At 43.1% G+C, this 12,316-nt stretch carries 7 protein-coding genes and 1 pseudogene; 5 read left to right on the top strand and 3 right to left on the bottom strand.

The window, feature by feature from the left end; all coding sequences use genetic code 11:
• Window positions 1-126 precede the first annotated feature (126 nt).
• Window positions 127-366 (bottom strand): IDEAL domain-containing protein, encoded by a 240-nt coding sequence (locus CUU66_RS22340; RefSeq protein WP_101645611.1) that lies wholly within the window; start codon window positions 364-366, stop codon window positions 127-129.
• Between the two features lie 161 nt (window positions 367-527).
• Here CUU66_RS22340 and CUU66_RS22335 point away from each other — a divergent pair, with 161 nt between their 5' ends.
• Window positions 528-1,100 (top strand): competence protein ComK, encoded by a 573-nt coding sequence (locus CUU66_RS22335; protein WP_101645610.1) that lies wholly within the window; start codon window positions 528-530, stop codon window positions 1,098-1,100.
• A 194-nt stretch (window positions 1,101-1,294) separates the two neighbouring features.
• Here CUU66_RS22335 and CUU66_RS22330 read toward each other — a convergent pair whose 3' ends face one another.
• Window positions 1,295-1,666: a hypothetical protein gene (locus CUU66_RS22330; protein ID WP_101645609.1), complete on the bottom strand. Its 372-nt coding sequence runs from the start codon at window positions 1,664-1,666 to the stop codon at window positions 1,295-1,297.
• Between the two features lie 723 nt (window positions 1,667-2,389).
• On the opposite strand from CUU66_RS22330, the gene CUU66_RS22325 reads away from it, so the two are divergent.
• Window positions 2,390-3,001 carry a TVP38/TMEM64 family protein gene (locus CUU66_RS22325; protein ID WP_101645608.1) on the top strand — a complete coding sequence of 204 codons (612 nt, stop codon included), beginning with the start codon at window positions 2,390-2,392 and terminating at the stop codon, window positions 2,999-3,001.
• 37 nt (window positions 3,002-3,038) lie between these two features.
• Window positions 3,039-3,593, top strand: a complete 555-nt coding sequence (gene lepB, locus CUU66_RS22320) for a signal peptidase I (RefSeq protein ID WP_101645607.1) — start codon at window positions 3,039-3,041, stop codon at window positions 3,591-3,593.
• A gap of 41 nt (window positions 3,594-3,634) precedes the next feature.
• Here lepB and CUU66_RS25150 read toward each other — a convergent pair.
• Window positions 3,635-3,816: pseudogene (locus CUU66_RS25150) on the bottom strand (phosphate ABC transporter permease subunit PstC); the annotation flags it as partial.
• 1,195 nt (window positions 3,817-5,011) lie between these two features.
• Here CUU66_RS25150 and addB point away from each other — a divergent pair.
• Window positions 5,012-8,479 carry a helicase-exonuclease AddAB subunit AddB gene (gene addB, locus CUU66_RS22315; RefSeq protein WP_101645606.1) on the top strand — a complete coding sequence of 1,156 codons (3,468 nt, stop codon included), beginning with the start codon at window positions 5,012-5,014 and terminating at the stop codon, window positions 8,477-8,479.
• Complete coding sequence (gene addA, locus CUU66_RS22310; RefSeq protein ID WP_101645605.1) at window positions 8,479-12,237, top strand: helicase-exonuclease AddAB subunit AddA; 3,759 nt, start codon at window positions 8,479-8,481, stop codon at window positions 12,235-12,237. The genes addB and addA overlap by 1 nt, the downstream gene beginning before the upstream one ends.
• The last annotated feature ends 79 nt before the right edge of the window (window positions 12,238-12,316 follow it).

Genomic DNA, 12,316 nt, shown 5'->3' with positions numbered 1-12,316 from the left:
CTCTCGTGGCTGCAGCTTTCAATTAAACGAATATCAATAAATAAAAGGGGATTTAAAGCACAGGAAGCTTTAAATCCCTTATTTTTCTATGAAAGATTTTTCTATGAAGGATTAAACTGCAGCTCGCTAAGTACCCAGCCTTTTCGTAAGCTTTGCCTTCTCACTGGAAAGCTGCTGGAACAATGCTTCATCTTTGGTGTCTAAGGCATGATCAATCCGCACATTTATTTTCTCTAAAGAATGGCTGAGAAGTACTTCATTTAGGAGCATGTCGATAAACAGGTTCTGCATGTAATTCATGTTGTGCTTCTGGCGGTCCATGACTGTTTTTTTCATCAAATCAGTGTAGGAATTTTTTTTACTCATCCAGATCACCCCAGGTCCTTTTTTTTATTATATGGGGTTTTAGGTAAATACTAAACAAAAAGTTTAAATTTTCAAAAAATAATTTTAGTCTATAGAACGGAATCATGCTATTATGATAGTACATATATACCATAAATTGGATATTTAGAAAGGAGAAGGCTATGGCCAGTCTAAAATCGACCTTAGTTGAGGAATACGAAATCAACCCGTATACATTAGTAGTCATGCCGCTTGCGTATGGGAGTAAAATATACTCGCAGATAATTGAAATAGACGGGGAAGTTACTTCACCGTTTAAACCAATGGATATTATTAAGAAAAGCTGTGAGTATTTTGGCAGCAGCTACGAAGGGAGAAAGGACGGCACCCGGCAGTTGATTGGGATTACTCATAAGCTTCCCATTACAATCGATCCAACAAGCAACATCTTTGTGTTTCCAACGAACTCTCCTGGCAGGGAGGACTGCATATGGATCTGCCACGAACATGTAGATTTTTACCAGAGAACGGACATGGGGGAGACGATTGTTACGTTCAGGAATAAGAAGCAGATATCGATTCCCATTTCTTTCTCCTCTTTTGAGAGCCAGATGTTTCGGACTGCCATGCTTCGCACGAAATTGATTCAAAGAATTGAAGAGACTCAAAGAAAATCCATGTATCTCTTTACAAACTCTGCAGGAGAAGCTTCGGACTTAAAAGCTAATTATTTTTTGATGAATAAGCGCCGCTAAATGTACCCAGCAGTCCGGGCTGGCCTAAAGCGCAAGCCGCGGCATTTCGTCAGGCGTCCCCATTGGCCTTAGAAAGATCACACAGATAGATCCATACCCTGCAGAAAACCTGCATGTTATACATATCTGAAGCGGAAGCATGGAGCTTTCATCTGACACGTTCATTACTAAAGCATGCTTCCCTAAGAAGTGTATTATTTAGACTGCGCATGATACCTTTTAAATAAATAATAGGTCATCAGCTCTTCAACCTTGTTGCGCAGGCGGGGGTTAAAATAATTGTGGTGCTCTTCATATCCTTTATACAAAAACATGTACATAGTAAAAGCTTCATCCCTCTTAATTTCACTGACCTTTATGTTTTCCTTCCGTAAATACATCCTCGTTTCCTTTAAGTCTTTCTGAACCATTCTCATTGTCTCTTCGACTAAATCTAAGTACGGGCGTTTCATTTTAAACGGGCTCTGTCCAAAAACATGTAAATCCCTATTTAAGATAGTCAGCACCATCGGCAGATATATTTCATTTTCAATGATGTCCCGATCCTGTTCAGGTATTCTTGTCATCGTTCCAAAGCCTCCAGTTACCGCTCAATTCGAACATTTGTTCTTATTATATCCTAAATAAAAAAATTTATGTTGGCAATAGATTATGATCATTTTAAAAAATATCCCTATTTCCAGCCGTGATTTTTGGAGCATCCACTTTAATGGTTTGCCAAAAATGGGTTATGATGAGAATAGTGGGGAAAGAACATAACGTACAGTTTTTTTAAAAACGAGGTTATGTTAAAGCTCATATGAATTTTGGCCCCTGTGTTGATTGGACGGATATGCAGGACTCCAGCGGGAGAAGGGAGTGTTGTCCAACTCCGGACTTACATCTTAGCCATAAGCCAAACTCCATCAAAATGGCTAAAATCGCTTTTCCTAGCTGCGGCTTACGCACGATGTAAAACATGTGCGAACGGGGCGAGGCCACAGAACGTGGCAGGTCCGAGGGTGGTTAAGGGCTGCTATGTTTCTGTCTTCGCTGACGCTCTTCAATCAGCAAATCAGTTGTCTGACTTTCGGATAAGTGTGATATTCATGGTTCTTTATGAAAGAAGAAGCGAGAAAGTCACCGTTCCCGGCTTCTATAAAGAGAGCCCGGGAAGCGCATAACGCAGGGGAGGTTCCTGGACCGCCCGCGGAAAGCGGGGTGCTTCTCGCTTAAATCAACAGGTAGTTAAAAGGGACAAGTAAAGAAAAGACACTATACAACCAATGAATCAGGCTAAGGAGTTTAGAATGGACGTTAATGATTTAAAAGAATGGATGACACTTGAAAATATATACGACTTAATTAACGAATACCGGTCTTTAGGACCGCTGCCAGGGATACTGCTTCCTATGCTTGAAGCATTTCTGCCCTTTCTGCCTCTGGTCGTATTTGTGCTAGCAAATGCGAATGCGTTTGGATTATGGCTGGGATTCCTTGTTTCCTGGATTGGATCCTGTGCAGGAGCACTGCTCGTTTTTTGGCTGGTCAGGAAATATGGACAAGGCAGGTTTCTGCAATTCATCCAAAGACACAGGCAGGTTAGGCGGCTTATGGATTGGGTCGACCGCCATGGATTCGGACCGCTCTTCATTATGCTGTGCTTCCCATTTACCCCGTCAGCGATGGTCAATGTTGTAGCAGGGCTTTCACATATCAGCCCTCTGCAATACGGACTGGCTGTATTGGCGGGGAAAATGGTCATGGTATTTTCAATAAGCTTTGTCGGCTATGACCTCGCATCGCTTATCCATAAACCGGTCCGAACAGTAATTGTCTTGACCGTCATTTTTTTACTATGGTTTGTCGGAAAAAGAATTGAAGCAAGATTAAACAATAGCGTAAAAAGGGATAATGGGTAGTATAAACCGAATCGATCCCAATGCTGGAGTGATGATCATGCCAGACAGCCGTTCATATATCGTATACCAGTGGGTCAAGACGATCTTCATTGGCTTTCTCATTTATTTATTCATAACATCCTTTCTATTCTCCAGTTATGTGGTGGACGGACATTCCATGCAGCCAGTTTTACGGGACAGAGACAGGCTGATAGTCAGTAAAATCAGCTACAGACTGCATGAGATAAAACGGTTTGATGTCGTGGTTTTTCACGGCGTGAACGAACAGGATTATGTAAAAAGAGTGATAGGACTGCCAGGGGATTCTATTTCATTCCGTAATGACGAACTATTTATAAACGGAAGGAGATATGCTGAACCTTATCTGGGAAAACATGAATATCCGTTAGTCGGTCAGAAATATACAGGTGATTTTACAATCGAAGAAGTAACCGGAAGGAAGAAAGTGCCGTCAAACCAGCTTTTTATGATGGGAGACAACCGGTTGAACAGTATGGACAGCCGTCACTTTGGTTTTGTCTCCAAGAACCAGGTTGTGGGTAAGGTAAGTGTCAGATTCTGGCCGCTTGGAGAGATCACTTCCCGTTTCTAGTACGAAGCACTGCTAAAGGCTTACAGATGCGAATGGAGTGATCCAAATACAACACCTGTCACGAGCCTTTTTTCCGAGCAGGAATCACGACAAGGTTTACGGCCTGCCAGCGTGCTGACCTTAAATCGTAAGATGCTTCTAAATAGGCAGTTAAAACTCCTTTTATCGCAATATCTAGAATACTTGGCAGGATCATCATGCTTAATATGATGATACCCGCAATAAAAAAATTTTAAAGAAGAATCTGAACAGCTTTCCATTAGGAAGGCTGTTTTTTTGAGAGCTAAGAAATTATCTTAATACATTATAATGAGTGGCTTCTTCCGATGTCCTGGACATGGTCAGGTCAAGCAGTCATAGGTTATTCGGTGAGGGATGACATTGGAACGTGGATCTTTAGGAAAAATATACGATGTAAGGGGGATGGCGATTAGGTAGAGAGATTCTGCAGGTAAAGCGCAGTGATATATATAAGAGTGGCAGCATATAAGGTGGATTTTTACGCAACAGCTATATTACGATATACAGAAAGTAGGTTTCGCATCATTCGGCAAAGGTGTGCGATACACATAACTGTTTTGAGATAAGCATAACTGCATTTGGAAGTCACTGAGTTAAGGAACGCATAGCTGTTTTAAGGAAGCAAAACTGTTTAGGTAAGGATAGCTCTGTTTTTAGGAAGCATAACTGCTTTAAGCTGAAGCTGTTATCTTTAGATAAGCAGAGCTGTAGTATGATAAGCAAAACTCCATTACGATAAGCATAACTCCGATAAGATAAGCATAACTACATAATGATAATCATAGGCCAGCCGGACATAAGCATAAATTACCGAAACATAAGCATAAACCATAAAAACATAAGCATAAACCTTTGGAACCTAAGCATAAACCTTCGAAACACAAGCATACACCGCAAAAACATTAAGCTTTACCTTCAACCAAACCTTCAAAACCCTTACAACAACAATAAATTACCCGAAATTATTGTCCCGTTGACGAAGCTAGGCAGTCTGACGGAGCTTTTCGATAAAAAACCCCAAAAAAGATAGGAATTTGAGACTCATTTACAACCAAAAGGAATCACCACTGTTCTCTGGCCGCCGGGAGGAAATCTTCCTTGAGGCTGTAATCTTATTTATGAAGCTTTCGGAGAATTCCTCCCTCTCCAGTTCAAGATAAGCTAATTGGATACTAGCAGCATCATGTTAACCTCATCCGATTAATATAGATTAAAGCATAGAACCCCGCTCCTCCGGTTACAGCCCGGCCAATAGCCCTGCTCAGTCTAGAAAGTAATAGGTTGTATCTGCAAATATTTAACAGCAAAAACAGAACGTTTGTTTGAGTTTAAAGTTATTTAATGCCTGAGGTTTATGTTAAAATATATTTATAGAATTGAAATACAGGAGGCAAAAAATGTCCCTTCGTTTTATGATAGGCAGATCCGGTACAGGAAAAACCAAGAGAATACTGGATGAGATTACGGGCAGGCTGCTTGAGAATCCAGCCGGCCGTCCAATCATCTATTTGGTGCCGGATCAGATGACCTTTCAATCAGAATATAAATTAATTACAACACCCGGACTGCATGGCATGATCCGGGCTCAAGTATACAGCTTCAGTAGACTTGCCTGGAGAGTGCTTCAGGAAACAGGCGGGATGACCCGGACCCATCTAAATAGTGTGGGAATTACCATGCTCATCCAAAAAATTCTGGAGGATAAGAAGGAAGAGCTCAAAATTTTCCGGCAATCCTCTGACAAACAGGGCTTTATCGGTCATGTGGAAGAAATAATCACAGAGTTTAAAAGGTATTGTATCACCCCGGAAAAGCTGAAGGAATACAGTGGCACAGAACGGCCGGCAAATGGAGCGATTGCGGATAAACTGCATGACCTTCAGCTGATCTATGAAACATTTGAGAATGAGTTGCTAGGAAAATATATCGATTCGGAAGATTACTTTAAACTGCTTGCTGAACATATTGACCGGTCCAGCTATCTTAGGAACGCAGAAATATACGTGGATGACTTCTACAGCTTAACACCGCAGGAATTGCTTGTGCTGGACGGACTGATGAAGGCCTGTCCCGATATAACGGTGTCACTGACGATGGACAAGCCTGCGGGCGGGCTGGATGAATCACATTTGTTCAGGCAGACGGAAAACACGTATCAAACTCTCTATGCAATGGCCTTAAAGAATCAAGTTTCTGTCGACGAACTGATTCAGGATCAGCCGCACAGATTTAAGAATCCTAGTCTAAGGCATCTTGAAGCAGCCTTTAATACGAGGCCTTCTGTGTCATATCCCGATTCTGCAGACATAACGATCTGTCAGGCGGTCTCCCGGCGTGCTGAGGTAGAGGGGACTGCCAGAAAAGTTATGGAGCTGGCCCGGGAAAAGAATTACAGATGGAGAGATATCGCTATCCTTGTCAGGAATTCTGCTTCCTATCAGGATATGATCCAGACCATTTTTAAAGATTACGATATTCCCATTTTTATTGATGCAAAACGTTCTATGCTTAACCATCCAGTCATTGAATTAATACGTTCTGTTTTAGAAGTCCTTGTTTCAAACTGGAGATATGAGCCTGTATTCAGGGCCATTAAGACGGAGATGTTGTTTCCTGTAGAGGCTCTTGCAGAGTCTTATCGCAAAAAAGCGGATATATTAGAAAATTACGTGCTTTCCAGAGGCATTAAAGGCAGAAGATGGACAGATAAGGAACGCTGGTCCTATCGAAGAATCAGGGGACTCGATCTTGAGGACCGGGGACAGACCGATGAGGAAAAGCGGACCGAAGATCTATTGAATGAACTAAAAGATATGGTTGCTGGCCCTATTGTGAAACTGTCCAGGAGATTAAAACGGGCGGTGGATGGCAGGGATTATTGTGAAGCTGTTTATTTATTTCTTGAGGAACTCCGTATTCCGGAAAAGCTAGAGAAATTAAAGCTGGCTGCGGAGGAAGATGGGGATCTAGCCGAAGCGAGGGAACATGAGCAGGCATGGAACGCTATCATTGAACTGCTGGATCAGTTTGTTGAGATGCTTGGCGATGATGTGGTTTCTTTAAAGAAATTTATCACGATTTTAGATGCTGGGATGGAAAATATGAAGTTTTCACTCGTTCCCCCGGCCATCGATCAGGTGCTTGTTACCAATGTGGATTTATCCAGGTTAAGTGATATAAAAACTGTCTTTGCGATTGGGTTGAACGAGGGGATACTCCCTTCCAAAATTACAGAGGAAGGTGTTTTTTCAGATAATGACCGCGAAAAACTACTTTCGGATGGCATTGAAATAGCCCCAAGCACAAAAATCCGTCTATTGGACGAGGAATTTACAGCATACAAGCTGTTTACAACTCCCTCGGAATCTTTATATCTTTCTTATCCACTGGCAGATGAGGAAGGAAAATCGCTTATGCCATCTTCCTATATTAAGAGGATAAAAGATTTGTTCCCGAGGGCTGAGGAAAAATACTGGGTGACGGATCCTTCTGAGGCTCCTCCGCAAGATCAGCTTGGATTTGCTGTGAATTACGATACGGCTTTATCTTACTTAGCCTCACAGCTTCAGTTAAAAAAACGGAATTATCCAATCCATCCAATGTGGTGGGATGTGTATAACGCGTTCATGGAAAGACCGGACTTAAAACGGGATGTGTCCCTTGTTTTATCCAGTCTTTTTTATAAAAACAAAACACGGAAACTATCAAGCGGGACAAGCAAAATGCTTTATGGGGAGACCATACAGGCAAGCGTTTCAAGAATGGAGATGTTTAACAGCTGTCCGTTTTCACATTTTGCCGCCCACGGGTTAAAGCTGGAAGAGAGGAAAATTTTCCGCCTGGATGCACCAGATATTGGTGAAATGTTCCATGCTGCATTAAAGCTTATCGCGGACGATCTACACGAAAAAAATATACCTTGGTCTTCATTAACGAAACAGCAGTGTATGGAACTGGCAGCACGCGCTGTAGAGCGCTTGGCGCCAAGGCTGCAAAATCAGATCCTGTTAAGCTCTAACCGGCATCATTATATTGCACGCAAGCTGCAGCAGGTTATCGGGCGTGCCTCGCTGGTCCTTAGCGAGCATGCGCGTGCAAGCGGATTTAATCCGGTGGGCCTTGAACTTGGCTTCGGCAAGAACGGTGAACTTCCTCCGCTTACATTCAGTCTGAAAAACGGAACCAGAATGGAGCTGGCTGGGCGGATTGACCGGGTAGACAAGGCGGAAGACCAAAACGGGATATATTTACGGGTTTTAGACTATAAATCGAGTTCCAGGGAACTGAATCTGAGTGAAGTGTATTACGGCCTTGCCCTTCAAATGCTGACTTACCTGGATATCATTGTGACTAACTCACGGTCGCTGGTGGGGAAGGAAGCAATGCCTGCCGGAGTCCTGTACTTCCATGTACACAATCCTGTTGTAAAAAGCAGCGGGATGCTTTCAAAGGAACAGATTGAAGAAGAAATCTTTAAAAACTTTAAGATGAAGGGATTGCTTTTAGGCGAAAGAGGCGTTCTGGAATTAATGGATTCAAACCTTGAAAATGGAAGCTCCCATATCATTCAGGCTGGTTTCAAGAAGGATGGCAATCTTAATTCTTCTTCCAAGGTAGCCAGCAGCCAGGAATTTGCGAGCTTAAACAGCTATGTCCGGAGTAAATATCAACAGGCCGGCGATGACATTGTAAGCGGGAATGTGGAAATTGCGCCTTACAAGCTTAAGGAACAGATTCCCTGCACATTTTGTTCGTATAAATCCGTCTGCCAGTTTGATGTATCGCTCGAAGATAATGAGTACAGAGTGTTAACCCCTAAAAAAGAGGAAGAAATACTCACGCTGATTAAAGGGGGGAATGAATAGTGGCAAAAATAGTAATCCCTGAAAAACCGTCAGATGTTACATGGACAGATTCACAATGGAAAGCAATTTGGGCTAAAGACCAGGATATTCTGGTTGCGGCCGCTGCAGGTTCGGGGAAAACAGCTGTATTGGTGAATCGGATTATTCAAAAGCTATTGTCGGATGAAGATCCGCTGAATATAGATGAACTGCTTGTTGTAACCTTTACCAATGCCTCCGCCGCTGAAATGAGGCACCGGATTGCTGAGGCGCTGGAAGCGGCAATTCAAGAAAATCACGACTCGCAGCATATAAGAAAACAGCTCAGCCTCATCAATAGGGCATCCATTTCCACCCTGCATTCCTTCTGTCTGGAAGTAATCCGGAAGTATTATTATTTAATCGATGTAGATCCCGGTTTCAGAATTGCGGATTCAACAGAAGCCGAGATTATGAAAGATGAAGCCATGGAAGAAGTGTTTGAGGAGCATTATTCTGAAAAGGACAATGAGCGCTTCTTTAAAGTGGTGGATGCATATTCGAATGACCGTAGTGATGCAGCCCTTCAGGATATCATCCGGTCTTTATATGAGTTTTCCATGTCCCATCCGGATCCCGGGAGATGGCTGTCTTCCCTGATTGAGCTCTATAATGTGGGGGAGCTGCAGTTTATTGATGATCTGCCTTTCATGAATCACTTGAAAATGGATATCACGCTGAAGCTTCAGGCAGCAAGGGACCTGCTTGATGAGGCAATGAAGCTCACAAAGCAGCCGGGCGGACCTGCCCCTCGCGCTGAGAATTTTCTTGAAGACATGGCCGTTGTAGAAAACCTGCAGAAATCGGAAAATTGGGCGGATTTATACCAGGCAATGCAGACAGTAAGTTTCGGCACACTTAAGCGATGCAGCGGGGCTGATTTTAATAAAGACCTGGTGGATGAAGCGAAGAAATACCGTGACCGGGCGAAAAAGGTCTTAGAAGATTTGAAAAAGGAACTTTTCTCGAGGAAGCCTGAGAGCTTTTTACGGGACATGAACGAATTAATGGGCTATGCCGAAACGATGGTGGAGCTGGTTAAAGAGTTCGCTGTTAAATTTTCTGATGCTAAGAAGGAGAAAGGGCTCGTTGATTTTTCTGATCTCGAACACTTTTGCCTGGACATATTAATCGAAAGAGACGATCTTGGGAATATTGTTCCTTCAACCCCGGCTAAGGAGTATCGGGAAAAATTCAAGGAAGTTTTAGTGGATGAATATCAGGATACCAATATGGTGCAGGAAACCATCCTTAATCTGGTGACCTCTGATGGTGAATACACGGGTAACCTTTTTATGGTGGGCGATGTAAAGCAGTCAATATATCGCTTTCGTCTTGCTGAACCCAATCTTTTCTTGCAGAAGTACTCTCGCTTCACCCAGGATGGAATCGATTCCGGCCTGAAAATCGATCTTAACCAGAACTTCAGGAGCAGAAGGGAAGTTCTGGATGGCACTAACTTCTTATTCAAGCAGATCATGGGCATCATGGTCGGGGAGATTGAGTATGATGAAGCTGCAGAACTGAAAAAAGGTGCATCATACCCTGAAGAAGAGCTGTATCCGGTGAATCTCTATTTAATCGATAAAAGCAAAGAAGAACATTCACCAAATGCCGACGAGAAAAACACTGCAGAAGACAGAGAAGCTGAATTTGCCGGTGAAGAGCTCGATAAGGCCCAGGGTGAGGCGCGTCTGATGGCTAAACTTATCAAAGAAATGATTGATGAAAAACGGCCTGTTTATGATGCGAAAACTAAAACTCATAGAAATGTGACATATAAAGATATGGTGATTCTACTCAGGTCCATGCCATGGGCCGGGCAAATCATGGAAGAATTTAAAAAACAGGGAATTCCGATTCATGCGAACCTTTCCACCGGATACTTTGAAGCAACGGAAATTGCGATTATGATGTCTCTTCTCAAAATCATTGATAATCCGCTGCAGGATATTCCACTGGCTTCAGTATTAAGATCACCGATCGTGGGACTTGATGAGGAAGAATTGGCGGAAATCAGGCTGTATGCAAAAGGTGCCCCTTTCTATGAAGCTCTTACTGCATTTTGCCGTGATGGAGGCCAAGAGACTGAAGCAGGGATGTATGATAAAGCCGCCAGATTCCACACACAGTTAAGCAGGTGGAGGAGAATGGCCAGGCAGGGTTCACTATCTGAATTGATCTGGCAGTTGTTTTCCGATACCAAGTTTTATGATTTTGCAGGGGGGATGCCCGGCGGAAGGCAGCGCCAGGCGAATCTTCGTGCGCTTTATGACCGGGCAAGACAGTATGAGTCAAGCTCCTTTAGAGGACTGTTCCGCTTCCTTCGTTTTATTGAGAGGATGCAGGAAAGGGGCAGCGACCTGGGTGCTGCAAGGGCGCTTGGAGAGCAAGAAGATGTAGTAAGGATTATGACCATCCATTCCAGTAAGGGTCTTGAGTTTCCTGTCGTTTTTGTGGCTGGGCTCTCAAAGGAATTTAATTTGATGGACCTCAGGAAAAACTATCTACTTGATAAGGATTTAGGATTTGCTTCTAAATATGTGAACCCGGAGCTTCAGATTACCTATCCTTCCTTGCCGCAGATCGCCTTCAAAAAGAAAAAGCATCTGGAAACCATAGCAGAAGAAATGCGGGTGCTTTATGTTGCTTTAACGCGTGCGAAAGAAAAACTGTATCTCATCGGTACTTTGAAGGATGCTGGGAAAAGCCTTAAGGATTGGTCAGGGCATTTATCTCACAAGGAGTGGCTCCTTAAAGATTATGTAAGGGCTAATGCCAAAAGTTATTTAGACTGGGTAGGACCTGCAATGGTGCGGCATAATAACTTCCAGGAATTAGTACCGGAATACGGTAAGGCCCAGCAGAAAGAAATCGGGGAGCATCCGTCAAGCTGGAGCATTAAACTTATATCAGCAGAGGAACTGCAGGCACCAGAGGAAGCTGCCGATGAACAGGAGAATTGGCTTGAGGCGGTTAAGAATACACAGCCAGTTCCGGTGGGTACGGAATTTTCCTCCGAGGTCAAACGTCAGCTTGAATGGGATTATTCATACAAGCCTGCTTCTATATTCCGTTCGAAACAGTCCGTTTCTGAATTAAAGCGGCAGCTTGAAACCAGGGATGCAGAAACCTCCACGGATTTGATAGATAAGTATCAAAAGCCATATCTTACAAGACCAAGATTTATGCAGGAAAAATCAATCAGCCCGGCTGAAAGAGGAACGATCATGCATCTTGTCATGCAGCATATCAATCTTGGTGAAACCGTAACGATCGAGATGATTAACGAAAAAGTACATGAGCTCATCCAGAGGGAATTGTTGACTGAGGACCAGGCTTCCGCTGTCAATCCATCAATGATAACCGAATTTTTTTCCACGGATGCCGGGAAAAGGCTGCAAAGGGCTCAAATGGTCCTGCGCGAGGTTCCATTTAATCTATCGATACCCGCGAAAGAAGTATATAGGGAGTGGGAGGACGGGGATGAACAGATCCTTGTCCAGGGAGTCATAGATTGTATCTTTGAAGATGAACAGGGTACCGTTTTGTTAGATTATAAAACGGATACGATTGAAGGGAAATTCTATAACGGATTTGAAGGTGCGAAAGATATTCTCGCCGAAAGGTACCGCACCCAAATTGCCTTTTATACCCGGGCAGTTGAACAGATTTTACAAAAGTCAGTGCAGGAAAGATACCTCTTTTTCTTTGATGGTGCACATTTATTAAAAATATAGTCTCTTTTCTAAAAGATTGTTGTTTTTTAATAGTTCGGTGAACCTACCCTATTGTTAAACAGGTTGATTGGAACGTAAG

This window comes from Peribacillus deserti, from assembly GCF_002863585.1.
In the GTDB taxonomy this organism is placed as follows: Bacteria; Bacillota; Bacilli; order Bacillales; family DSM-1321; genus Paraperibacillus; species Paraperibacillus deserti_A.
The sequence above is the reverse complement of the archived record's forward strand: the minus strand, read 5'-3'. Positions and strand labels throughout refer to the sequence as shown.

Bases quoted from the DNA above. Each gene is read 5' to 3' on its own strand.
- CUU66_RS22340 (WP_101645611.1), bottom strand. From the start codon at position 366: ATGAGTAAAAAAAATTCCTACACTGATTTGATGAAAAAAACAGTCATG.
- CUU66_RS22335 (WP_101645610.1), top strand. From the start codon at position 528: ATGGCCAGTCTAAAATCGACCTTAGTTGAGGAATACGAAATCAACCCG.
- CUU66_RS22330 (WP_101645609.1), bottom strand. From the start codon at position 1,666: ATGACAAGAATACCTGAACAGGATCGGGACATCATTGAAAATGAAATA.
- CUU66_RS22325 (WP_101645608.1), top strand. From the start codon at position 2,390: ATGGACGTTAATGATTTAAAAGAATGGATGACACTTGAAAATATATAC.
- lepB (WP_101645607.1), top strand. From the start codon at position 3,039: ATGCCAGACAGCCGTTCATATATCGTATACCAGTGGGTCAAGACGATC.
- addB (WP_101645606.1), top strand. From the start codon at position 5,012: ATGTCCCTTCGTTTTATGATAGGCAGATCCGGTACAGGAAAAACCAAG.